Source organism: Bacteroidota bacterium, assembly GCA_018831055.1.
Lineage (GTDB): Bacteria > Bacteroidota > Bacteroidia > Bacteroidales > B18-G4 > M55B132.
This window is the reverse complement of the sequence record JAHJRE010000090.1, coordinates 1-24,106: the sequence shown is the minus strand read 5'-3', so window position 1 is coordinate 24,106 and position 24,106 is coordinate 1. Positions and strand designations below refer to the sequence as shown.

18 protein-coding genes are annotated in these 24,106 nt (G+C 44.7%); 7 read left to right on the top strand and 11 right to left on the bottom strand.

Annotation, left to right across the window (positions count from 1 at the left end; genetic code table 11):
- The 3 genes from KKA81_05555 to KKA81_05545 form a co-directional block, all read right to left on the bottom strand.
- A partial coding sequence (locus tag KKA81_05555; protein ID MBU2650380.1) for a lamin tail domain-containing protein occupies positions 1-2,915 on the bottom strand: 2,915 nt, incomplete at its 3' end.
- Positions 2,916-3,058: 143 nt separating this feature from the next.
- Positions 3,059-4,978 carry a molecular chaperone DnaK gene (gene dnaK, locus KKA81_05550; GenBank protein MBU2650379.1) on the bottom strand — a complete coding sequence of 640 codons (1,920 nt, stop codon included), beginning with the start codon at positions 4,976-4,978 and terminating at the stop codon, positions 3,059-3,061.
- 248 nt (positions 4,979-5,226) lie between these two features.
- Positions 5,227-6,198, bottom strand: coding sequence for a DUF4249 family protein (locus KKA81_05545; GenBank protein ID MBU2650378.1), 972 nt, complete (start codon positions 6,196-6,198; stop codon positions 5,227-5,229).
- Between the two features lie 150 nt (positions 6,199-6,348).
- Here KKA81_05545 and panB point away from each other — a divergent pair, with 150 nt between their 5' ends.
- From panB to KKA81_05520, 5 genes are all read left to right on the top strand, one after another.
- Positions 6,349-7,164 carry a 3-methyl-2-oxobutanoate hydroxymethyltransferase gene (gene panB, locus KKA81_05540; protein MBU2650377.1) on the top strand — a complete coding sequence of 272 codons (816 nt, stop codon included), beginning with the start codon at positions 6,349-6,351 and terminating at the stop codon, positions 7,162-7,164.
- Positions 7,165-7,180: 16 nt separating this feature from the next.
- Complete coding sequence (locus tag KKA81_05535; GenBank protein ID MBU2650376.1) at positions 7,181-7,897, top strand: RNA pseudouridine synthase; 717 nt, start codon at positions 7,181-7,183, stop codon at positions 7,895-7,897.
- Between the two features lie 11 nt (positions 7,898-7,908).
- Complete coding sequence (locus KKA81_05530; protein ID MBU2650375.1) at positions 7,909-10,767, top strand: hypothetical protein; 2,859 nt, start codon at positions 7,909-7,911, stop codon at positions 10,765-10,767.
- A gap of 222 nt (positions 10,768-10,989) precedes the next feature.
- Positions 10,990-11,343 carry a phage holin family protein gene (locus KKA81_05525; GenBank protein ID MBU2650374.1) on the top strand — a complete coding sequence of 118 codons (354 nt, stop codon included), beginning with the start codon at positions 10,990-10,992 and terminating at the stop codon, positions 11,341-11,343.
- Positions 11,344-11,346: 3 nt separating this feature from the next.
- Entirely contained in the window at positions 11,347-11,808 is a 462-nt protein-coding gene (locus KKA81_05520) for a pyridoxamine 5'-phosphate oxidase family protein (GenBank protein MBU2650373.1), read from the top strand.
- A 15-nt stretch (positions 11,809-11,823) separates the two neighbouring features.
- Here KKA81_05520 and KKA81_05515 read toward each other — a convergent pair whose 3' ends face one another.
- The 4 genes from KKA81_05515 to KKA81_05500 all read right to left on the bottom strand — a co-directional run bounded on the left by KKA81_05515 (position 11,824) and on the right by KKA81_05500 (position 14,860).
- Positions 11,824-12,576 carry a DUF4197 domain-containing protein gene (locus tag KKA81_05515; GenBank protein ID MBU2650372.1) on the bottom strand — a complete coding sequence of 251 codons (753 nt, stop codon included), beginning with the start codon at positions 12,574-12,576 and terminating at the stop codon, positions 11,824-11,826.
- A 157-nt stretch (positions 12,577-12,733) separates the two neighbouring features.
- Complete coding sequence (locus KKA81_05510; protein ID MBU2650371.1) at positions 12,734-13,312, bottom strand: phosphatase PAP2 family protein; 579 nt, start codon at positions 13,310-13,312, stop codon at positions 12,734-12,736.
- Positions 13,313-13,332: 20 nt separating this feature from the next.
- Positions 13,333-14,325 (bottom strand): GTPase ObgE, encoded by a 993-nt coding sequence (gene obgE, locus KKA81_05505; GenBank protein ID MBU2650370.1) that lies wholly within the window; start codon positions 14,323-14,325, stop codon positions 13,333-13,335.
- A gap of 1 nt (position 14,326) precedes the next feature.
- On the bottom strand, positions 14,327-14,860 hold the full coding sequence (locus KKA81_05500) for a hypoxanthine phosphoribosyltransferase (protein ID MBU2650369.1): 534 nt from the start codon (positions 14,858-14,860) through the stop codon (positions 14,327-14,329).
- A gap of 102 nt (positions 14,861-14,962) precedes the next feature.
- Between KKA81_05500 and purE the strand changes: the two genes are divergently transcribed.
- Positions 14,963-15,466: a 5-(carboxyamino)imidazole ribonucleotide mutase gene (gene purE / locus KKA81_05495; GenBank protein ID MBU2650368.1), complete on the top strand. Its 504-nt coding sequence runs from the start codon at positions 14,963-14,965 to the stop codon at positions 15,464-15,466.
- 45 nt (positions 15,467-15,511) lie between these two features.
- A complete protein-coding gene (locus KKA81_05490; protein MBU2650367.1) occupies positions 15,512-18,217 on the top strand; it encodes a PAS domain S-box protein in 2,706 nt (901 codons plus the stop codon).
- Here the strand turns inward: KKA81_05490 and KKA81_05485 are convergent.
- From KKA81_05485 to KKA81_05470, 4 genes are all read right to left on the bottom strand, one after another.
- Positions 18,212-18,847 (bottom strand): O-methyltransferase, encoded by a 636-nt coding sequence (locus KKA81_05485; GenBank protein ID MBU2650366.1) that lies wholly within the window; start codon positions 18,845-18,847, stop codon positions 18,212-18,214. The genes KKA81_05490 and KKA81_05485 overlap by 6 nt on opposite strands.
- The gene (locus tag KKA81_05480; protein MBU2650365.1) at positions 18,844-20,097 is read right to left on the bottom strand and encodes an insulinase family protein; all 1,254 of its coding nucleotides are present in this window, start codon (positions 20,095-20,097) and stop codon (positions 18,844-18,846) included. Before KKA81_05480 ends, KKA81_05485 begins: the two co-directional genes overlap by 4 nt.
- 71 nt (positions 20,098-20,168) lie before the next feature.
- On the bottom strand, positions 20,169-20,717 hold the full coding sequence (locus tag KKA81_05475; protein MBU2650364.1) for a hypothetical protein: 549 nt from the start codon (positions 20,715-20,717) through the stop codon (positions 20,169-20,171).
- A 29-nt stretch (positions 20,718-20,746) separates the two neighbouring features.
- Positions 20,747-23,737, bottom strand: coding sequence for a phosphoenolpyruvate synthase (locus tag KKA81_05470; protein MBU2650363.1), 2,991 nt, complete (start codon positions 23,735-23,737; stop codon positions 20,747-20,749).
- Positions 23,738-24,106: the final 369 nt, after the last annotated feature.

The window sequence follows — 24,106 nt, the reverse complement described above, 5'->3', positions numbered from 1 at the left end:
CTCAGCAAGGTATTGTCTCCGTTTTCATTGGTAACCGTGAGAGAAACATTGTATGATCCCGGAAGATTATAATAAACAGGAGGAGGGCTTTGCAAGTTTGAAGAAGAAGGTTCTCCACCATCGAAAGTCCACTCCCAGGCAGTTGGGTTCCCAAGCGATAAATCAGAAAACATGGCTGGAGAACCAACGGCTATCGTTGTATCGTCTGCTGTAAAATAGGCAACCGGCAAAATGAAATTGCAACCGGCAAAAGGAGTAGCAAAGATGCTGTCACCAACAGCATTGACACCGGCAAACTCGGTTGAAGCGCTCCAGTTCTCTGCCAGTGCATTATTCAAATTCGGATTGCAAAAAGTTAAAGAAGGACCATATCCGTCGGCGATAGTATCCCACGGAAGAGCATCATCGTAGTTGACGGAATCGACTAACATTCCATTCGCATCAACCAGTATGATGTCTTCGCCGCTGTTGCTGAGAGCACCACCGGTCCACTGCCATGCCGACATTCCAAACATGTTATAGAAAGCCATGGAATCGACACAAACAACAAAATAATCACCTGGATTCAGTATAACATCAGGGAAGGTAAAAGTTACACCTTCAGCAAAGCTGTAATCAAGGAGATTGACTGCCTGGGTATCGTTATTCAGCAATTCGATGAATTCCAATGAATCAACGTTTGATTCCGGCGGGTTATACATGATCTCCGTGATCACAATCTGGGCCGGAATATAGGGTTCCACGATTGCAAAGACATTATCGCTGACATCCGAAGGTGCGCCCGAGAGGTCGCTGATCTCTATAACATAATCGTTTCCTGGAGCAATTCCTGTGTTAATGAACCATGTCCAGGTTCCCAGCGTAGAACTCAGGTTGTAAACGAGCAGCTGGCTGTTTCCCGTACCCACATCAACGAGTTCGATCTGGATGTTTCCCGTATAACCATATAGTTCTTCCCAGGTAATATCGTAACTGCTTCCGATTTCAAAAATTTCGCCTCCATTGGGTGATAACACGTGGACGGTTGGGTCCGGCGGGAAGTTTTCAGCATCCGGGGAACCACCTGTCTGGATGGAAGGAGCCCAGTTTTCCGGCAGAGTGTTATCCAGCGATGGAAGCAGGAGTGACAACGACGGACCATTTCCGTCGGGTTCTGTCGGCCAGGGTGACTCATCATCAAAGGCAACAAAATCGGCCTGGATACGGCCCAGGTTGTATAAATTGACCTCATCCCCCGAATTACCAAGGCTCCAGGTTATCTGTGATGTACCGTCAAGGTCGGGAGTGAATGGGAAATTACCACTGGTTGAAACAGCAATGGTGAAATAATCATTGGCTGCAAGCATGGTTCCTCCAGGAATGGTGATGGGAGCATGATTGGGATCATCATCGCGTATAAACCACCCTGACAAATCTACCGTTGACGCAGTGTTATTGTAAAGTTCTATCCATTCTTCATCATCACCGGATGAGTTATACATGATCTCGTTGATGACAATATCGGCCGGAGCAGGTCCGTCGCCGGAAACCATCACATTTTCCACCTCCCAGGTAGCAGACTCAGTGGTGTTGGATGTGTAGATAAATGCAAGGTAAACAGCCGTTCCACTGTATGTTGAAAGATCAATATTACCCGAGGCAGTCCATGTCCAGCTTCCCGGAGATAATGTGTAAGCAAGTGTGGTCCAGGTTGCTGAAGCCGGATTTCCTCCTCCGTTATAATTGGTACTGATTTTCACCTGCATATCGGGGCCATCATAATTTTTAGCATTATAGAAAGTGAGGATTTCATTGGTATAGGCATCCAGGTTCATGGGAGGCGAGATAAGCCAGTCTTCATTTTCATTGCTACCTCCCGAATAGCCGCTGATCCGTGCACAGGCCGTTCCGCCGATACCATAGGTATTATCACGATCCCATACCTGGTCACCGGTAACGCTGATCGCTGTCCATGCACCCCAGCTCTGGTTAAAGTCTTCGTACATGACTACCGTGGATGTTGTGGCATTATCGGCAGGCGGTGTGCCATCGGTTTTATAATCGATGTTTGACCCTGCATTGGTATAGGGAAATATCTTGAAATAATACGTTGAATTAGGTTGAAGGTCGGCAAAGGTATAAGCCTGGGTACCAAACAACACGTTCTTCGCCCCTGTACCGTCCGACAAATCTTCATCATCGGCAACCGGAGTTCCATCCGTTGGAAGGGCTATATTATCCTGATCACTTCCAAGGATAAGATAAGCGGAAGGCAACTGTGCTCCCGTAGCATCCGTCCAGGACAGATCGACGGTTACCCCCATGGCATTGGCTGTAAATGCAGTGGGGTAATTCGTAGGCTCAGGAAGGACGGAACCGCCAAAAGTCTGACCGCTGTTGAGTTGACCGGCTGTGGCTGTCACAGGTCCGGTCCAGAGAAAATCAGCGTATTGAGTCCCGGTTCCGGTTAGCTGCAGGGATTCCCCTGCGGGTGTACTGCTTGTCTCGGAAACACCAATATCCACTGAGGTTACTCCGTTTGCCGGCCCTGCAGTAGCTGTAAATGATCCCTCATAACTCAGAAACTGTCCGCTGATCAAAACCCCCTGATAACTGAGAGCCATGCCATCAGGTGCGCCATTCTGGATGCCATTGACAGGGTATATGTAGTAATAAATTGTAAAATTATTACTTGTAGCGCCAACGGTAAACATATCCACGGTCTTGGTATCATAAACTACACCACCGCTGCCGTTATATAGATCAACCTGAAAATCGGCAAGGTTATAACTGCCGGCATTCTCAATTACGACTTCTATCATCTCGTCTACATCCGTGCTCGCATTATCATAATGAATTTCATTAATCCATGCATTTTGGGAAAATGCAGCTATTGCAAAGACTGCAAATAAATAAAACAAGGTAAATCTCTTCATGGTTATAATTTTAAAGTTAAATGCGATATGAAATTACTGCAAATTTGTATAAAATCACTGTTAAACACCGGAAAAAAACCGTTAATCTTTTGTTAAATAAAAAAGGAGCTCCAATGGAGCTCCTTGATTTATAAAAGAAACACTTATTTCACTTCCTCAAAATCCACATCCGTTACCTCATCATCGCCGGGCTGGTTTCCTTTCTTTTGAGAATCATCCTGCGGATTTTCCTGTGAAGGTCCTGTCCCCGGGCCGGATTGCTGTGTATCTTTATACATATCTGCGCTTGCAGCTTGCCATGCTGAATTCAGTGTGCTCATGGCTGAATCGATACGTGCAATATCCTGAGCCTTATGGGCTTCTTTCAGCTCATTCAGGGCCTTTTCAATTTCAGCCTTTTTGTCAGCCGGAAGCTTTTCCCCGTACTCTTTAAGCTGTTTCTCGGTCTGGAATATCAAAGCATCAGCATTGTTGAGTTTATCAACCTTTTCTTTTGCTTTGCGGTCGGATTCCGCATTCTGTTCAGCTTCCCGTTTCATGTTGTTAATCTCATCCTGGGTCAATCCTGATGAAGCTTCGATACGGATCTGCTGTGATTTGCCCGTTCCTTTATCTTTTGCTGAAACATTCAGGATACCGTTGGAATCGATATCAAAGGTTACCTCAATCTGAGGAATACCGCGTGGGGCTGGTGGGATACCATCGAGATGGAATCGTCCGATACTCTTATTATCCTTTGCCATTGGCCTTTCTCCCTGAAGAATATGGATCTCCACGGACGGCTGGTTATCAGATGCCGTTGAAAAAGTCTCCGACTTCTTGGTCGGGATGGTTGTGTTCGATTCAATGAGCCTGGTAAATACCCCACCCAACGTTTCAATACCCAGTGATAAGGGAGTAACATCAAGCAAGAGTACATCCTTAACATCGCCTGAAAGCACCCCACCCTGGATTGCTGCACCAATGGCAACTACTTCATCCGGATTAACTCCCTTGGAAGGATCTTTTCCGAAAAAGTCCTTTACGGTCTTCTGAATCACAGGGACACGGGTTGAACCACCCACAAGGATCACCTCATCAATGTCTGATGCTGTAAGACCTGCATCTTCCATAGCTTTACGGCAAGGCTCAATAGTAGCCTGAACGTATTTATCGATCAGTTGCTCAAATTTCGAGCGGGTGAGTTTCCTTACCAAATGCTTCGGAATGCCGTCGACAGGCATGATATACGGAAGATTGATCTCGGTTTCGGTTGAACTGGAGAGTTCAATCTTGGCCTTTTCGGCCGCTTCCTTCAAACGCTGCATAGCCATGGGATCTTTCCGCAGATCCAGGCCTTCATCATTTTTAAATTCATCGGCAAGCCATTGTATTACGGCATCATCGAAATCATCACCACCCAGATGGGTGTTCCCGTTGGTCGATTTGACTTCAAAAACACCATCTCCCAGTTCCAGGATCGAGATATCAAAGGTTCCACCGCCCAAATCGTAAACGGCAACCTTAATATCCTTCGACTTTTTATCAAGCCCATAGGCAAGCGCTGCGGCCGTAGGTTCGTTAATGATCCTGCGGACTTTCAAACCTGCTATCTCTCCTGCCTCCTTGGTTGCCTGGCGCTGTGAATCGCTGAAATATGCCGGAACCGTAATCACAGCCTCAGTAACGGTTTGTCCAAGGTAATCTTCCGCAGTCTTCTTCATTTTCTGAAGTACCATCGCAGATATTTCCTGCGGTGTGTATAGCCTGTCGTCAATTTTTACCCTGGGTGTATTGTTGTCGCCCTTTACAACCTGATAGGGCACTCGTTCTACTTCTCTTGTAACCTGGTCAAAAGTTTCACCCATGAACCTTTTGATGCTGTATACTGTCTTTGTTGGGTTTGTAATGGCCTGTCGTTTTGCAGGATCACCAACCTTACGTTCTCCATTTTCAGTAAAAGCAACAATAGAAGGTGTCGTCCTTCTGCCTTCACTGTTGGGGATAACAACCGGTTCACTCCCTTCCATAACAGCTACACAGGAATTGGTTGTTCCAAGGTCTATTCCTATAATTTTTCCCATTTCTTTAATTTTTTTTAGTGATCTTTTAAACTTTTCGCTCCATATACTCAAGTATTATGCCATGAAACATAATTGCCATTAGTCAGGCAGCAATACCGTAAGAATGGTTTTTCAGACAGCCTCGCTTCCATCCTTATAACTATCTGTAAAATAAAATCTTAAAAGAAGAACTCGGAGACATGCTGAATAATCTCCAGGTTATTATTTTGGAAAATCTATGACAAAAAGGCAGAATTAGCTGTTAAAATCTATTGGGGAATGAACTCAAATTTTGTACCCGGAAGTTCGGATAGATTTTTCCGGGTATCCCTGTGCAGGTATTTGTGCAATGTGTCACGGGTGCGACTGGAAAAGATACCATATCCATTTACAACATTAGTGTAATCGGGCCGGTACTCCACGACAGTTTGAATGGGTTGGTTGGCATCAATATAGGTAGCCAGGTCCGGTGCAGCAGCACTGACGGAATAAATTACCCTGTGCGGTACTCGTTTTACAACTTTGTCTTCTTCAGCCGGGTCGTTGTATATGGTTGTATTCTGGATTACTGTGTAAAAAAGATCATTGGAATAGGTCACCGTCATTTCATATCCTGGTTGCAGGTTGCGGGTGGCAGTTAACCATATTATGGAGCGGGGTCTGACGGTATTATCAGTCAAAACTTCATTAAACACAAACTCAATCTGGGCCTCGTATTTCTGGGCATTATCTTCAATATCCCATACAATCTCCTGATTAAAGCCACGTCTGTAATTTACCTCGGTGGAGAATTGGGGAGGAGTCCAGCTTGCACGAGGAGGCTTGGACATCCCAAAGCTAACAACAATACCCGTTTCGCTTGTAATCTTGTTTCCTTCAACATCAATTTCCAGCTTGTACCGGAAATCGTCATTCAGAGGAGCAAGGGAATAATAAATATACCGGTTCATCCTGCTGAAAACAATGGGATCACCCTGCTGACTATTTCCCAGAAAAGCAGTAATCCTGACATCCAGTTCCTGACTGTATTGTGTGCAATCGGGAATAAGGATATTGGCATAGGCATCGCCTCCCAGAAAGGCTTTGTTAACCCTGATAAAATTCGTATCTGCAACAGGATCAAGTAGTCCGTAAACTATGGTGATATTTTTGTAATCGGCATTAAGGTCAATGTCATCTTCACAGGAAACTGCCAAAGCCAGGGTGAGAAGCAACAGAAAATGGATAGTATACTTTTTCATGGTTTTCAGATTACTGAGCAAAAGTAATTATTTTGTTCTAACTTGGACTAAAAAAGACCAATCAGGTTTAATCCTCAAATTGTTATCGTGTTTTTTTACATTAATGTTTTACTTTTGTAACTCAATTGATAGTCATTTATTACACTCAAGATGATCCCAAAAAGCAATTATACAAAAATAACCACCCACGTACTTCAGGAATTGAAGCTCAAAGGTGAAAAGATTGCCATGCTGACCGCCTATGATTATTCCATGGCAAGACTGCTGGATGAAGCAGGGATAGATGTGATCCTGGTTGGAGACTCAGCTTCCAATGTAATGGCAGGGCACACGACCACACTCCCGATTACGCTCAACGAAATGATATACCATGCATCATCTGTCATGCGGGCAGTTACCAGGGCTTTGGTTGTGGTTGACCTCCCTTTTGGTACTTACCAGGGGAATTCCAAGGAAGCTCTTTCCTCAGCCATACGCATCATGAAGGAATCGGGCGCCAATGCAGTAAAACTGGAGGGAGGAAAGGAAATTGCCGAATCCATCGAAAGGATATTATCAGCAGGGATACCGGTCATGGGACATCTGGGACTTACTCCTCAGTCTATCCATAAATTCGGGACTTATGTCGTAAGGGCTACGGAAGACAGGGAAGCCGAAAAACTCATCGAAGATGCACACTTGCTTGAAAATACCGGGTGTTTTTCCATTATCCTGGAAAAGATCCCTGCTAAACTTGCCGGCAGAGTGGCACAGGAAACAAAAGTGCCCATCATTGGTATCGGGGCCGGCCCGGAAGTAGACGGGCAGGTTCTTGTCCTTCACGATATGCTTGGCATCACACAGAAATTCTCCCCCCGTTTCCTGAGAAGATACCATAACCTTAATGAAGAAATCAAGGGATCGGTAAGGGCATACATAAAAGACGTCAAAGAGCTCGATTTCCCGAATGAACGCGAACAATACTGATCCTTCCAAGCCAGGTATGATACCGGGAACACCTGAATTAATAACGGAACAGGATATTCTTTTTGAAGATAACCATATTATTGCCGTTAACAAAAGGCCATCCGACATTGTGCAGGGCGATAAAACCGGCGATAAACCCTTAAGCGAAAAGGTAAAAGATTATATCGCCGTTAAATACAATAAACCGGGTGATGTTTTCCTGGGAGTTGTGCACCGTCTCGACCGGCCGGTTAGCGGCGTGGTTATGTTTGCCCGCACCAGCAAGGCCCTTACCCGGCTTAACAATCTCATTCGTACACGGGATATACGTAAAACATACTGGGCCGTTGTCCAAAACCCGCCTCCTTCCCCGGAAGGTAAACTGGTTCATTACCTTATCAAGAACGAAGAGAAAAATATGTCGTTTGCCTACCCGAGGGAAGGCCCGGGAAGGCTTAAAGCCGAACTGGATTACCGCATCCTGGGGCAAAGCCAGAATTATTACCTCCTGGAGATCTTGCTCCATACAGGAAGACATCACCAGATCAGAGTGCAACTCAAAGAGATCGGCTGCCCGGTGAAAGGTGACCTGAAATACGGATTCCCGCGATCGAACAGCGACGGTTCTATTCATTTGCATGCCCGCAGTGTAGAATTTATCCATCCTGTCAGAAAAGAACCTCTGATCATCACTGCTCCCACCCCGCATGATTCTCTATGGAACTGGTTCGAAGAAAACCTGACAGGTAATTAAAATATTTATCTTTGGCAGACGCCATGAAACCATCCCTTATCCGGTCTGTCATTATCCTTCTTCTCTTTGCTTTCCCAATGATGAAAGCATATTCACAATATTTTATTTCCGGGCAGGAGCCGTTTTCAACACGGTGGTACCAGATAAGGACGGAAAACTACCGCATCGTTTTCCCTCAAAACTACCAACCCCTTGCCCTGAATACAGCCAACACCCTGGAAGCATCCTGTAACGCCGTGTACGCTTCGCTTGGCCGAAGACCCAGGAATACATGGTTGTTGATGCATAATTATATGGCAACCTCCAATGCCTTCGCGGTGCCGGCTCCCTTAAGGATGGAGTTTTACTGCACCCCTCCGCAGGATTCATATGCTCAACCCTGGATACGGCAACTGGCCCTCCACGAATACCGTCATATTGCCCAGATCACCATGATAAACCAGGGCTTTACCAAAGGCATCTCCTGGTTGTTCGGACAACAGGGAATTGCAGGGGTCATGGGTCTTTATATCCCTTTCTGGTTCCTCGAAGGGGATGCCATATGCTCCGAAACCGCATTGAGCAGCTCCGGCCGCGGCCGGGATCCCTCCTTTGAAATGATCCTCAGAACACAACTCCTGGAAAAGGGAATATTCCCTTACGATAAAGCGGTATTTGGCACTTATCGCGATCGCGTTCCCAATCAATATGAACTGGGATACTTCCTGGTGGCCATGGGACGAAAAAGCTACGGACCGGAAATCTGGCAATCAGCCCTTACCACCACGGCACGGAAACCCTGGATGATCACTCCTTTCTCGCGAGGAATAAGGAAAACAAGCGGACTGAAAAAAATGGAGTTCTACCGGCAAAGCCTTTTTACATTGCAGTCAGAATGGAAAGAACAGGCTGAGAATACTAAGCTGACACCCATTCATATCCACGGAAAGGCCCCCCGGTTTTATACCGATTACCTTCATCCGGTCAGAGATGATGAAGGGAATATCTATGCAATCCGTTCCGGGATACAGGATATTACCAGGATTATAAAGATTGATAAAGAAGGCAAAGAAACCATCATTCATACCCCGGGCCGGATATTTACCGAATCCCTTTCCTGGTCACAGGGCTTGTTATGCTGGTCGGAAAAGAAGACCGATCCCCGCTGGACCAACCGCGAATATGCCGAAATCAAAATACTGGATATAAAGTCGGGAAAAACCAGAAAACTTACAGGGCAAACAAGATATTTCGCACCCGCTCTTTCGCCCGAAGCAGGCAGGATTGCGGCTGTTGAGACAGATCCTGAAAATGGCTACTCGCTGGTAATCCTGGATGTCAACACGGCAAAAGTGCTGCAGCGGTTTAGCTGGGAATACCCTGTATTACCTATGACACCGGCATGGAGCAGGGACGGGAAAAGAATTTGCACCATACTTCTGGGTAATGAGGGAAAAACCATGATCTCAATTTCCCTGAACAACGGTCAAACCGACACGCTCCTCATAGCGGGATTCAGCGAGATAAGCAACCCGGCGGCTGCCGGAAAGGGATGGCATTTTACTGCATCTTATTCAGGAATAGCCAATATTTTCTTCCTGGATCCTGAAGAGAAAAAGATCACCATGATCACTTCGGCACCTTATGGCTGTAGTTATGTCGCTCCTGAGGGCTCTGATGAAACCCTGATCTTTTCAACCTATACGGCAGGAGGATACAGGATCGGGAGTATTCATCCCGACGAATTCCTGGATAAAAGCCTTGACATTATTGAAAACAACAATATCCGTTTGTATGAAAGTATTGTTTCACAGGAAAATTTTAATCTGGATAAAACCAACATTCCTGATTCAACCTATGAAATAAAACGTTTCAGAAGATTCCCTCATTTATTTCACATACACAGCTGGGCTCCGCTCAGTATCAGCGCAACTACAAGAGATATCCGGCCCGGCGTATCGGTACTCTCTCAAAACCTTCTGAGTACAAGCATTCTGGAAGCCGGTTATTCGTGGGATGTTAACGAACAAACCGGCAAATTCTATCTTGATTGCAGCTATCAGGGCTTTTACCCTGTGATTGACCTGCAGGCTTCCTATGGCAGGCGACACGATGAATACCCTCTGAACGGGAATAACATAACATATCATTGGCAGGAAACCGGCATAGGAGCCAGAGTTCGCATCCCGCTTGACCTGACAAGCGGAAAGTATTATAAAGGAATACAGCCATTTGTATCGTATAGCATGATATTCAGGAACATGGAAGAAAACAGCCCGGTTCAATTCCGCAAAGATGATATTTCATCCTTGGGATTCGGATTATATGCATACCATAACCTGAAAAAATCAACACGACAGATCTACCCACGCTGGGGACAAACCCTTGATCTGCGCTATTATTACACCCCTTTTGACGATATCATCAGTTCCGTTGCAGGCGGCACCCTCACACTTTATATGCCCGGTATCATGAAAAATCATGGAATCCGTGTCAGTGGTGCTTACCAGGAAACCAAAACAGGATACTATAATTACTCCGACCTTATCCTTTTTCCCAGGGGTTACTCCAACCTAAATCCTTATGAGGCCATCTGCCTGCGTTCCACCTACGCCTTGCCCCTTTTCTATCCGGATTTAAGCGCAGGGCCTATCTTCTACCTGCAAAGAGTCAAACTTGGCTTGTTTTATGACCAATCCTGGAACCGTCAACAGGGGCAGCAGGATATTTATTCCTCCACCGGGCTTGAATTGACAGGGGATATGCATATTTTCCGCTTCCTGGCACCAATAGAACTGGGACTACGCTGTTCCTATCTTATTGAAAGACAAGACGTCCGATATGACCTGCTATTTTCTGTGAATTTTAATTCATTTTATATCGGGCACTGACAGGATTAAATTTAATGAGTATCGGGAAACATTAACAAAAAGTTACAAGTTACAGGTTACAGGTTGCAAGTTGCAAGCGAAAGCGACAACTCATCACTCAGGACCCACACCCAGACTACCTGCAGCCTGAAACCATGAAACAAGTAACCTGATTTTAATCATTCCCGATACTCATTTTAAATTATTTCCTTAATTTTAGCACACAAACCAAAACATTAACCTATGCATTTTATCATTCAAGTTTTATTATCGGCAGTGGCAGTACTTTTAGCCGCTTACATTCTCCCGGGAATCCAGGTAAAAAGCTTCTTAAACGCACTTCTTGTGGCGCTCGTCCTGGCTTTACTAAATACTTTTGTAAGTCCCATCCTGGTGTTTCTCTCTATACCAATCACTTTTATAACCTTAGGGCTCTTCTTACTTGTGATCAATGCGCTGATCATCTTGCTGGCAGGTGCGATCGTTCCGGGCTTTAAAGTTAACGGTTTCTGGTGGGCATTGGTTTTCAGCATCATTCTGTCGGTTATAACCTATTTGCTTGAAAGAATTACCAATACTGCTCTTTTAAACATCTAAACGATGAGAAGCCGCGCTGTCATTCAGAAAGAGGAGATGGAGAAGATCATTGCCGGTTGCAATGTTTGTTATGTAGGAATGGTTGACGCCAACAGCGAACCTTATGTATTGCCTTTCAATTTTGGCTTCCAGGATGGGATTCTGTATCTCCATTCAGCGAAAGCGGGAAAAAAGATCGACATCCTGAAGAACAACAACCGTGTTTGCGTGGTTTTCAGCACTGATCATGTTCTTCGTTACGTTAATGAAGAGGTTGCCTGTAGCTGGGGAATGAAGTACCGGAGCGTTCTTGTCTATGGAAAGGTTGAATTTATTGAAGATTATGATGCCAAGGTTAGCGCCCTGGAGATACTCATGAAAAACTATTCCGAAAAACCGTTCGCTTTCAGCAAACCTTCCGTGGATGACGTGTTACCCTGGAAAGTTATAATCGATAAAATGGAAGGACGGGTTTACGGGTATTGATCTTTATTTCCCCCGTTATTTCCCCAAAGAGCCGAAAACCCTGCGAAGTAAATCCGTAACCCTGTCGGAAAGATTGTGTCTTATTTCAGCCTCTTCATCGGCTATTTTTACGAATAAGCCATCGAGACCCTTGTGTGTGACGTATTCCCCCAAATCAGTATTCACCGGCTGCAGTCCGGCCAGTTGCCCAATCATTGTATTGGCAATGGCATTATATTCATCTGTAAGTGTATTCCAGGTTGACTGGGCAGATACATTCCCGATAATAGGTTTATCCAGCGAAGCCTGCAATACAGGTTCATACAAACCAAACAAAGCTAAATACGTGCTCTCACGAAGATAGTGTGTTGCCGCCGTGTCATTTCCATGCAGGATATTATAAGCATCCGTGATGGTCATCCCTGTGATGGCATCCAGGAATATGGGCACGGCATCTTTAGCCGCCTCTTCTGCTGCACGGTTTATCTTCAGGATGACATCCTCAACCAGAAGATCCAGTCCCAAACCCGATAACAAAGGATTATTAATATTTTCGACAATAATATCCGCTTCCGGAGGAAGCAATATTTTTATGACAGGATCCATATAATACCCGTCAACCTTCGAAACAATCGACACTGAAGTATCGGTTGCTACCGTCAGGGCTTGCTTTAGCCCCAGAACAATCTCCTCATTGGAAAGCCCTGTATTCTGCAGTATTTCTTCGGTTTCTTCGCAGGATGACAATATTAATGCGCTGAGGAAGATAAGCAGGATTATCTTTTTCATAATCGAGACATTTTTTATAAAACAACATTCGGACGTAAATGTTATCAATGCGGTATTGAATTCAAAAAATTTCTTTTAAGTGAATCGGGAAAGAGAAACAAATGGTTGCAGGGTGCAGGGTGCAACCTGAAGCCTGTAACCTGCAACATGATCATAGTCATACCCGATACACATTATTTCTATTTACAATTTTCCCGGATAGCCATAAGAAAAACCAGCCGGTCAGCGAGCCAAACAAGGCTCCTGCGATCACATCACCGGGAAAATGCACTCCAAGGTATATCCGGCTGTATGATACCAGGGCTGCCCAGGGGAAGATGAACCATGCAAAATAACGAAACCTGTTCCTGAACCATCCGGTTAGAAACACTGCCAGTGCAAATGTGTTGGATGCATGCGATGAAATAAAGCCGTATTTACCTCCACATTTGCCATTCACCAGAAGCACCATATCCATAATCTCCGGATCGTGGCATGGCCGTAACCTTTCGAAAACATTTTTGAACAAATGAGTACAGGATTGATCACTAACGGTAATAGCAGCAATAGCGAATAAAATAATCCAAAGACCTTTCCACTTATACGTCTGGATTAAGAGCATGATCAATACCACATACAAAGGGATCCAGGTGTACTTGTTGCTCAGCCAGAACATCAGCCAATCGCCGAATCCGGTATGGCACCGGTTCAGCAGGAGGAGCAAATCCTTATCAATGCTTATGAGCCATTCAATCATCAGGGAATCATTTTATATCATCAACCATTCAATTCCTCCCATATCAGATCTTTCAGCTTCTGCAACCCTGTTTCGGTGACCGCGGAAATGAATACCCAGGGAATATCCGGTAAGTCATTCCGGATCTCCGTTTTCAATTCTTCATCCAGGAGGTCGGATTTGGTGATGGCCAGGATGATCTTTTTATCCAACAGATCGGGGTTATATTCCTTCAGTTCATTTTTCAGGATTTTGAATTCCTGGTTGATATCATTGCTGTCGGCCGGGATCATGAACAGCAACAGGGAATTTCTCTCGATATGGCGGAGGAACTGTAGTCCAAGCCCCTTTCCTTCATGGGCTCCTTCGATGATTCCCGGGATATCGGCCATCACAAACGAGCGGCCGTCGCGGTATGATACGATTCCCAGGTTGGGCCTGATGGTGGTAAAGGGGTAATCGGCGATCTCGGGGCGGGCTGCCGAAACAACAGACAGCAGCGTGGATTTGCCTGCATTGGGAAACCCTACGAGTCCGACATCAGCCAGCAGCTTAAGCTCCAGGATGATCCATTCTTCCTTTCCCGTTTCTCCGGGTTGGGCATAACGGGGCGATTGGTTGGTAGCGGTCTTGAAGTGGTCGTTGCCCAGACCGCCACGTCCTCCTTCCAGCAGGATAAGAGATTCTCCGTCTGAAGTGATTTCCCCGATAACTTCACCGGTATCTGCATTCCGTGCAAGGGTGCCAAGGGGAACCTGTATGATGGCATCAGCGCCACCAGCACCTGTCGAGGTCTGTGCCCCCCCGTTTTCACCGTTCCCGGCCCTGATATGCCTTGTGTATTTCAGGTGCAACAATGTCCATAGCTGGGCATTGCCCTGCATGATCACATGACCGCCGCGACCGCCATCACCACCGTCAGGACCACCTTTGGGGACAAACTTCTCCCTGCGGAAATGCGCCGACCCTGCCCCTCCCCTGCCGGAACGGCAGTTGATCTTTACATAATCTACGAAATTAGGGTTTCCTGCCATTTTATTTTACCTTGTAAATATCCCTGTAATGCCTTCCATGTCCGTCGTAATCCAACCCAAAACCTACAATGAAATCGTTTGGGATCTCCATCCCCAAATAATCGATTTTATAATTTTCTTTAAAGGCATCCGGCTTGAACAAAAGAGCCGCGATTAACACCTCCGTTGCTCCCATTTCCCTGAACTTCTTTAAAGCATATGCCATGGTGTATCCACTGTCGATAATATCCTCCAGGATGACCACCGTCCTGCCCTGCAGATCATTGTCGAGACCGATCAATTCCCTCACAACTCCCGTGGTTTGCGTTCCTCTGTATGATGCAAGCTTAACAAACGATATTTCGCTGTCGAATTCCAACCGGCGGTAAATATCGGCCGCAAAAACAAAGGCACCGTTCAAAACCACAACAAACAAAGGGTTTTTCTCGGCAAGGTCGCGATTGAGCCGAACAGCCATACTGTCAATCACTTCCTGAATACGAGCATAAGGGATGAAAATCCCAAACTTTTTGTCTTTTACCTGGATTGTTTCCATGCAGATTTTATAAATTTACAATATTATTGCAAATGTAGCAGATTGAGTCAGGAATTATCCGTTCTGATCCGGTTTATTGTTTAATTAACCAACCACAATAATATGAAAGCATTAGTAAGTATTATCATGGGCAGCACTTCCGATATGCCTGTTATGGAGAAAGCAGCCAAAATCATGGATGAATTTGAGATCCCGTTTGAAATAAATGCACTTTCTGCACACCGTACTCCGGATAAGGTAGAAAAGTTTGCAAAAGAAGCACATACCCGTGGAATCAAAGTCATCATTGCAGGTGCAGGAATGGCAGCCCATCTTCCGGGAGTGATTGCAGCCATGACACCCTTGCCGGTGATTGGTGTACCCATTAAAGCCTCCATGGAAGGACTGGATTCACTCCTTTCCATAGTGCAGATGCCTCCGGGCATCCCGGTTGCCACCGTTGGCATTAACGGGGCCCAGAATGCCGGACTTCTTGCTATTCAGATCATGGCGGCATCGGACCCTGAACTGATGGGCAAATTCCTGGGATACAAGGAAGCTCTAAAGGATAAAATCGTTAAAGCCAATGAGGAACTGAAAGATATTTCCTTTAAATTTAAGGTGTGATATTCTTTTCCACCAAATCTACTCTTGTTTAATAAAACTATGGCTATGGAATCAAACGGCAACAGACCATTAACTCCCATAGATGATCGGGAATTGCATGCATACGAGGCCATCCTGAAAAACTCGCTGATCGGCATCCTGTATCTCGTCAACGACCGTGAAATCCTTCATATCAACGACCGTTTGGCTTCCATCCTGGGGTATACATCAAAAGAACTTGCCGGAAAATCTGTCGCCACAATCCACCTTGATGAAGAACACTTTATAGGATTTGGCGAAAAACACTATTTCAACCTTCAGGTAAAGGACATTGTTACTGAATGGCCTTTCCGGCATAAGAACGGACAAACCGTCTGGTGCCGGCTAACAGGAAAAGCCATTGATCCAACCAACGCGAACAAGGGGGTAATATGGCTGATGGAAGACATCTCCAATGAAAGGGATTACAAAGCACAACTAGCTGAAAGCGAGGAAAAATACAAAGCTTTCTTTGAAATGTCACCGGAAGGTTCTGTGATCCTGAATAAAAAAGGAGTAGTCACACATTGCAATCCGGCATTTTTCGAAATCTATAACACAGAACCCGACAGGATAATCGGTAAACATTTTACACAGCTTTCCCTGTTTTCGAAAAAAGATCTGCCCAAATACATAAAAATATTTGCATCGCTCATACTGGGCAAATCTGATGTGCAATATAACTTTGATTGGTTAGACCATGAAGGCAAACAGCGCAAAGGAGAGGCTCATGTCGGTATTATCCGTGAAAAAGGGGCAATCACCGGCATTCATGCCATTGCCAGGGATATAACTGCCAAACATGAAATACAGGAAAAGCTCAGGGAAAGTGAAAAAAAATACCGGGAGCTTGCCGAATTGTTACCTGAGGTTGTTTTTGAAACCAACAGGAAAGGACAAATCACTTATGTTAACAAGGCAACACTAACCAAATTCGGATATTCTGAAGCAGATGTTATCGGACAAAAAGTGAATTTTCGTGATATCATCCATCCCGAAGATCTGCCGGTTCTCATGGAAAGGCTTGATTTGATCATGCAGGGGAAAAATATCAGTGGAAATGAATACCGTGCCAGAACCAAAGATGGTAAAGAAATAATGCTGCAAATCTTCAATACCCCAATTATTAATCATTCCATGATCACAGGACTCAGGGGTATTGCTGTAGATATAACGGCTCGAAAAGTCCAGGAAGAGATACTCAAAGCCAGGGAGCAAACCTTATCGGGAATATACCGCGCCGTGCCAAATGGCATCGGGATGATCATCGACCGGACTTTTATTGAAGTAAACGATGCATTTTGCAAAATGAGCGGATATTCACGGGAGGAGCTTATTGGCAGGAATGCCAGAATGATTTACCCTTCCAATGCAGAGTATGATGAAGTGGGGCGTGAAAAATACCGGAAAATTAGGGAAAGTGGTACAGGAAGCATTGAAACCCAAATTCAAACCAAAGACGGAAGGATCCTGGATATTTTCATGAGCTCAACACCCATTGATGCAACCGACTGGGGCAAAGGTGTGGTGTTTACTGCAACCGATATCACATATTTGAAAAATACGGAAAAGGAACTGATTCGGGCCAAGGAGAAAGCAGAGGAAAGCGACCGCCTGAAATCGGCTTTCCTGGCCAATGTCAGCCATGAGATCCGTACACCTATGAACGGGATCATAGGTTTTTCGGGCTTGTTGAACGAACCTGATACCAGTGATAAAAAAAGGGCAGAGTTCTCAAAAATCATCAACGATAGTTGTATGCAATTGCTTGGGATAGTCGACGATATCCTGGATATTTCGAAAATTGAAACCGGCCAGATGAAACTTATTGACGAACCGGTGAATCTGAATGACCTCATGCAGGAACTTCATGATTTCTTTTCCCACCAGGCCAATATGCAAGGGATTTCATTCTATATGAAGACGGGCTTGCCAATTGATAAATCGCAGATCCGTAGCGATCATAAAAGGTTGAATCAGATACTGAATAACTTGCTTAACAATGCATTCAAATATACTGACCATGGTTACATCCGGTTTGGGTATGATGTAAAAAATAACGAAGTTGAGTTTTATGTGGAGGATTCGGGCTGCGGAATCGATGAGAAAGACCTTCCCTATGTGTTCGACCGCTTTTATCAGGTTGATGATCCTTCCGTAGTGAAGCAAAGAGGAACCGGGCTGGGATTATCCATATCAAAAGGGCTTGCGGAATTCCTTGGGGGGCGCATTTGGGTGGAATCGAAACCCGGAAAAGGTTCGGTTTTCCGTTTTACTATTCCTTATTTTCCAACCGCTGACAAATTGCAAACACGAAAAGAAAATTCCGGTTTTTTACCGGAGATTGCCGGCGCTCCCGCTAACATTAAGATCCTGATTGCTGAAGACGACGACACCAATTATCAGTATCTCTATGAGTTACTCTTCAGGAAATCGCTCACCATTTACCGTGCCTGTGACGGCCAGGAATGCATTGACTTTATCAATTCCGGCAAGCACATTGACATGATTTTCATGGATATAAAAATGCCCCGTCTTGATGGATACGAGGCTACCCGGATCATACGAAGGAGCAAACCCGATTTGACCATCATTGCTCTCACCGCCTATGCGATGGAAGAAGACCGGGTCAAAGCGCTGGATGCTGGCTGTAACGATTATATCTCCAAACCGGTTTTACCTTCAGGACTGTACAGGATGCTTGAAAAATATTTTCCAGAATTGAAATCATGATATTTTTCGGATGAGCATCATCCCATCCCTCATGGGAAGCAACACATTATCGACTCTTCGATCATCCCTGACCCTGCAATTAAAATCCAGGATTGCCCGTGTAGAAGTATCGGGTTTCTCATCCAGTACCTTTCCACCCCAAAGCACATTATCTGCAAGGATAAATCCTCCTGGACGGACCTTATCGAAAACCATTTCATAATAGGAAATGTATTGCTCTTTGGCGCCATCTATGAACACAAGGTCGAAAACCTCGTTAAAAGCAGGAATGATCTGCAAAGCATCCCCGAAATGTACCTTCACCCTATGATCCAGTCCGGCTTTCGTAAGGTAGGTCTGGATCATTCCCTTTATTTCTATATTACTCTCGATGGTATGCAGGATGCCTCCTTCCCGAAGGCCGGCTGCCAGGCAAATCGTCCCATAAGCAGTATAGGTGCCGATTTCGAGTATGGTTGCAGGACGGATCATATGGCTGATCATCTCCAGGAACTTTCCCTGGATATGCCCCGAAAGCATATTGGGAGCAACAACATGCAAATGGGTGTCGCGATCGAGCAAACGAAGCAGATCACTTTCAGGACTGCTTACAGATTCGGCGTATTCCAGCAAACGTCTGTCGCTAATCATTCCGAAGAAATATAGGTCAGATAACTCAAATTCTTTTCATCAAAAACAATATTGGCAACTTCCAGGATGTCTTTCGCAGTGATCTTTTCAATTTTTCTGTTGAAGCTGCCCAATGTATCTACCCGGTTGTCCATAAGCAAGCTTTTCCCCAGCGATAGCATCTTGCTCTGATTGGCCTCAAAATGAATGGCAATCTGCCCTGTGAGTTGCATCTTGGCCCGCGAAAGCTGCAATATCCCCAGGGGCTGATCCCTCAATTTCTTCAATTCCTTTATTACCAAACCAAGTGTTTTATCAGCGGAACCATTGGTAGTTCCCATATAAACGCACCACAACCCGGTATCGGAATAACTCTGGTACATTGATTCGATGTTGTAGGTATATCCATGCTTCTCTCTTACCAGAAGGCTAAGCCTGCTGTTTAGTCCGGGGCCTCCCAGGATATTGTTCAACAACATAAGGGTAGTTTTTCGGGGGTCTGAACGGGAGAACGAAGGAGCCCCGAGCATGCAATGCGTCTGGTGCGTATTCCTGCTCCTGGTTTCCGATAATGGCCCCTGTGGTGTGAAAGTAAGCCTTTCCCGAGTTGCAATTCTTTCAGGAATACCGGTAAAGTATTGTTCAACCATCGTGAAAAACCGACCGGGAGACATTTTCCCCACCGAGCATAAAACCATCCGGTTACTGAGGTAATTTTCGGATATAAAGCGAATAACATCATCACGGGAAAACAACCGTATCCTTTCGGGTTCACCAAGTATATTCCGGCTAAGCGGATGTCCCCGGAAGATCATCTCTTCAAATTCATCGTATATTAACTCATAGGGATTGTCACGATACGAATTGATTTCGTCGATGATAACTTCTTTTTCCTTTTCGAGTTCCTTTTCAGGAAAAACCGAATGAAAAGCTATATCTGCAATGAGCTCTACCGCCCTGGGGTAATGCTGACTCAGGAAAGTGGAATATAAAGCAGTGATCTCCTTGGTTGTGAATGCGTTCAACTCCCCCCCCACAGTTTCGATACGGTTCAGGATATGAAAACCTTTGCGCTTTTTTGTGCCCTTGAAAATCACATGCTCGATGAAATGAGCCAGACCGTTTTCTTCATCGGTTTCATCCCGCGAACCGGTATTGATGAATAACCCGAAATGTGAAACCGGTGAATCGGCATAACGGTGGACCAGCCTTAAACCATTAGGCAGGGTCCATTGAAAAATCTCCGGGTTTGTTTTATCCTGAGCCTGCATAAACCATCCTTTCGGGGAGAAACCCCTGTAAAACCTTTATTAAAAACCCGACAAAAGTATTCAATTCCTGCTTATTGCAATAACTTTCCAGGATATTCGGGGTCGAGATAAATCCAGAATAGAGGCATGGAATACTCAACCCCGTTGTATTCCACCATTTTTACAGGAGCGATCCCGATAACCCTTTTCTCAATATTCAGCGTACCTTCCTGCATTTTCCACTCTTCGAGGAAACGGATACGGGTGATGTCTTTCAGTTCCAGTGATGTAACTACTATGGTGTCAAATTCCTCATACGGGGGTATGTCTCTTCGTAACCTCTTCACAAGTGTATCGATACCGATTTGTTGAACATTAGTGGTAGTCAATGGTTTATGGAAATAATCCCATGCCTGGACATCTCCGCTTTTTGCTTTTGAAAGCAATTCCTTCAGGAAGGTTTCACGCTGCGGGCCGGGGAGATTCTGTACCCACCAGTCGGCTTCCGGATCGGGGTTGCTTACCGGTACATCATATTGAATACGCTCGGTAACGATCCATTTTCCTTCATCCGCCTGATGACAGGATACAAGGAGGAACAAAACTATCAGGATAAATCCTGCAAAACTATTTCGGAACATAATAAAAAGGTATTAATGAATATTTTATTCTACAGGTTGTTTTCATCCCTTTCTCCCATTTTAAAGACCACGCCCATATTTTTCTTCCCGTCGATCTCCACGAGAAGAGGTTCCGGAAAGCGTATATGCCGTATGAATTCGTCTTCAAAATGCGCCTCAAGCGAATTAAGATAGTCAATATCCAGATGCCCATCCTGAATATAGGGATTGATGGTGAAATAGCCGACCCTAAAGGAGGTAAGATTCTGAAAGAAATGTGTTCCCTGGCTCGGGTCTATCCTGTAATCACTTAAGCCTGATTCTACAATCAACCGGGCAGATGCAATCTGAGGCCATTTCACCGGTATGCCCAGCCAGGGATCGGTTGAACCCCATCTTCCTGGCCCGACCAGGATATAGAAACGGCCTTCCATCGTAAGCTTGTCATTGAGAATTCCGATTCTTCCTGCAATTTCCTGGCTTTTCGATGCATCAAAAGTTTCGGGTTTGACATATACAAAATCCCTGACTTCTTTCATTATTCCATTACCCAAAGCAGCATTGCATAAGATAATTGCCTTTTCCGGAGGGATTTCTTTCAGTTGAAGATCCACGGTTTCATCATTCTCCACAATAGGACGGATCTGCAAAAGATGGAAAATCTTTATCTCGTTTTTTGGTTTGTTCAGTTCAACAGCAAACTCAATTTCGATGGGTTTGCCCATCTCCCGTTGCCCGATATCGAGAACGCTCTGCAATATCTCGGCAAGAGGGAAGACATTATGCTTCAATATATTGGAGAATGTTACCAACTTTTTGCCATCGTGCTGAAAACCGTCACGCAGAATATTGTTTTGAAAATCATACGTAGAGGCCACTAACTTCAATGGCCCGTCTTTTTCAGCTTCGGAAATACGCAGCCGGCTCAGATTGACACTATCATCAATGGAAGGATGAAAACTTTCCGCGTTGAGGTTCAGCGCGTAAAAGTATTTCTGGGTTTCTTTCAAAGCCATCTCCGGTGTATAGGTCTGAAGGATCTTCCGGGGATACCGCGGTGAGAACCGCAGTGTCAGTCCACCGTCCACAATATATTTCCCCAGTCCCAAAGCAACATTTACGATCCCGTCTTCAGGCTTCTCAGGCGGAATAGGATAAAAGTTAATCGACCTGCCCACACCGGAAACCGTAGGATAAAAACGGTTTTCATATTTCCTGCCACATACTTCCTGGAGGACTATACCCATTTTTTCCTCGTCGATAACGTTGGAAGTAGCTGCCATATAGGCTTTGCTGTCTTTAAAATAAACCGATGCATAAACGCTTTTAATGGCATCGCTGAGTATTTCCAGCATTTTGCGTTCATCCGACAAAACATTGGGGATCATATAGGTGGAATAAATTCCTGCAAAAGGCTGGTAGTAGGAATCTTCGAGCAGGCTCGACGACCTGACCGCGATGGGATTTTTTACCACGGAAATAAATGTGTAGAGATCCTCGTGAATGCGAAAAGGAAGGCGGGATGCTATAAATTTTTCAAGGATCTCGCTATCGGGCCTGTTGGAGAGAGCAATTTCATATAAATTGTTTTCCTCCATGAATTCATCAAATACTTCGGTGCTGATAACCACAGTTCGCGGAATGGCGACTGTGACACCATCCCAGCGGTCATACAAGCGGTTCCTTTTAATCATGGAATCGAGGAAGGCCAGACCACGGGCCTTTCCTCCGATAGAACCCGATCCGATACGTGTAAACGTAAGGTATTCGTCGAATTTATCGCGATAAAACTGTGCAATGACCCCTCTTGCTTTGTTCAGCCGGAAACTACCGATGGCATCGAAAAGATATCGCTTTACCTCATCAAGATCGTTAAAATCATCCAGGGTAATGGCTTTAAACATCTCAGCAAGCGGGAAAAGCGCCCTGGCCCTCAACCATTTGGAAAAATGATTCCTGGAAAGATGATAAACCAGAGATTCATCAGGGACCTGGAATACTTTTTCCTGCAATGATCTCAGATCACGGGCCCTGTCAACTTCCTGCATGGTATCCGGATCCAGGAAGACAAATTCGCCGAAAGCAAAATACTCGGAAACAAAGTTCCGAAGCTCTATGGATAATGATTTAGAATTCTTATTAATGAACCCGACCTTCAGCTCCCGGGCAAGACCTTCGTATTGGGTATCCGACGATTGCATGAGAATGGGCATCAGCTTATCGTCTTTTTTGACTTTCCTTACAAATCGCAAACCGGCCTCTGGATCCTCTACGCCATTTCTCGGATATTTTATATCGGTGATGATCCCCAGGAGGTTATTCTTATACTTTTCGTATAACAATACGGCCTGATCGTAATTATTGGCCAGCAGGATCTTGGGCCTTCCCCGCATCCTGAGCATTTGCTGGTGTTCATTTAACCCTTCCGTCATGAACGATTGCGATTGCTTAAAAATGATCTTGTAAATATGCGGAAGATAGCTTGAATAAAAACGCACAGAGTCTTCAACCAAAAGGATAGCCTGAACCCCAACCTCATTGATATCATAGTCCGCATTCATCTTGTCTTCGATCAGCTTAATGATGGCTAAAAGCAGGTCAGCATTTCCCAGCCAGCTGAAGATATGGTCAATTACACTAAGATCCTCCTGATTCAGCTTGAGTGTGATCTTCCTGGAAAAGGGAGTCAATACTACTACCGGTATCTTTGGATATTGCTCCTTTAAAGTACGGACTATATCAAAAGCATCCGTTTCTTCAGCACTAAGCATGGTAATGATCAGATCAACCTTATCCTCTTTAAGCACTTCAAAAGCCTTCTCTTCCGAGGTCACCTGAATAAATTGAGGGGGATAACGAAGGTTCAATGATACATATTCATTAAAGATCAACTCATCAATGCGGCCATCTTCTTCCAGGATGAATGCATCATAAGCACTCGAGATCAATAGCACATGGTAGATCCTCTTTCTCATAAGGTTATCGAAAGAGGTATCATGAAAAAAATACTTTGGAGATTTCAGAGGTCCAGGAATATTCATCATAAAACTGTGATCCGGTTTATACAAATTTATGAATTAATAAACAATTGTATCCGGCTAAAATATAAAAAGAAGCCATTCACTTTCTGTTTACCGCAGTGAAACAACTACACTAAAATCGCCTGTTCATCTATAGAAAACATCGAAAATTTAACTTCTGATTAAAATCGCGTGGATAAATTACAATAACCATAATTGGACAATTGTCAGTGTTCAATGGACAATGAGATATTGTCAATTGTCGACTGTCAATTACTAATGTGTCTATGCCTAAAAAACGTTGACCGTTTTTTGAGGTTTACTGATCAAATTTAATTTTTTATTTTGATAATAAGATGTTGAAAGCGGGCAATAACTCGAAGAGTTATT

What these genes read in the sequence shown, in the direction of transcription:
- KKA81_05525 (MBU2650374.1), top strand. Translation starts at nt 10,990, where the DNA reads ATGCATTTTATCATTCAAGTTTTATTATCGGCAGTGGCAGTACTTTTA.
- KKA81_05475 (MBU2650364.1), bottom strand. Translation starts at nt 20,717, where the DNA reads ATGTTCCGAAATAGTTTTGCAGGATTTATCCTGATAGTTTTGTTCCTC.
- KKA81_05515 (MBU2650372.1), bottom strand. Translation starts at nt 12,576, where the DNA reads ATGAAAAAGATAATCCTGCTTATCTTCCTCAGCGCATTAATATTGTCA.
- KKA81_05500 (MBU2650369.1), bottom strand. Translation starts at nt 14,860, where the DNA reads ATGGAAACAATCCAGGTAAAAGACAAAAAGTTTGGGATTTTCATCCCT.
- dnaK (MBU2650379.1), bottom strand. Translation starts at nt 4,978, where the DNA reads ATGGGAAAAATTATAGGAATAGACCTTGGAACAACCAATTCCTGTGTA.
- obgE (MBU2650370.1), bottom strand. Translation starts at nt 14,325, where the DNA reads ATGGCAGGAAACCCTAATTTCGTAGATTATGTAAAGATCAACTGCCGT.
- KKA81_05480 (MBU2650365.1), bottom strand. Translation starts at nt 20,097, where the DNA reads ATGCAGGCTCAGGATAAAACAAACCCGGAGATTTTTCAATGGACCCTG.
- KKA81_05470 (MBU2650363.1), bottom strand. Translation starts at nt 23,737, where the DNA reads ATGAATATTCCTGGACCTCTGAAATCTCCAAAGTATTTTTTTCATGAT.
- KKA81_05535 (MBU2650376.1), top strand. Translation starts at nt 7,181, where the DNA reads ATGATACCGGGAACACCTGAATTAATAACGGAACAGGATATTCTTTTT.
- panB (MBU2650377.1), top strand. Translation starts at nt 6,349, where the DNA reads ATGATCCCAAAAAGCAATTATACAAAAATAACCACCCACGTACTTCAG.
- KKA81_05485 (MBU2650366.1), bottom strand. Translation starts at nt 18,847, where the DNA reads ATGATTAGCGACAGACGTTTGCTGGAATACGCCGAATCTGTAAGCAGT.
- KKA81_05545 (MBU2650378.1), bottom strand. Translation starts at nt 6,198, where the DNA reads ATGAAAAAGTATACTATCCATTTTCTGTTGCTTCTCACCCTGGCTTTG.
- KKA81_05490 (MBU2650367.1), top strand. Translation starts at nt 15,512, where the DNA reads ATGGAATCAAACGGCAACAGACCATTAACTCCCATAGATGATCGGGAA.
- KKA81_05520 (MBU2650373.1), top strand. Translation starts at nt 11,347, where the DNA reads ATGAGAAGCCGCGCTGTCATTCAGAAAGAGGAGATGGAGAAGATCATT.
- purE (MBU2650368.1), top strand. Translation starts at nt 14,963, where the DNA reads ATGAAAGCATTAGTAAGTATTATCATGGGCAGCACTTCCGATATGCCT.
- KKA81_05510 (MBU2650371.1), bottom strand. Translation starts at nt 13,312, where the DNA reads ATGATTGAATGGCTCATAAGCATTGATAAGGATTTGCTCCTCCTGCTG.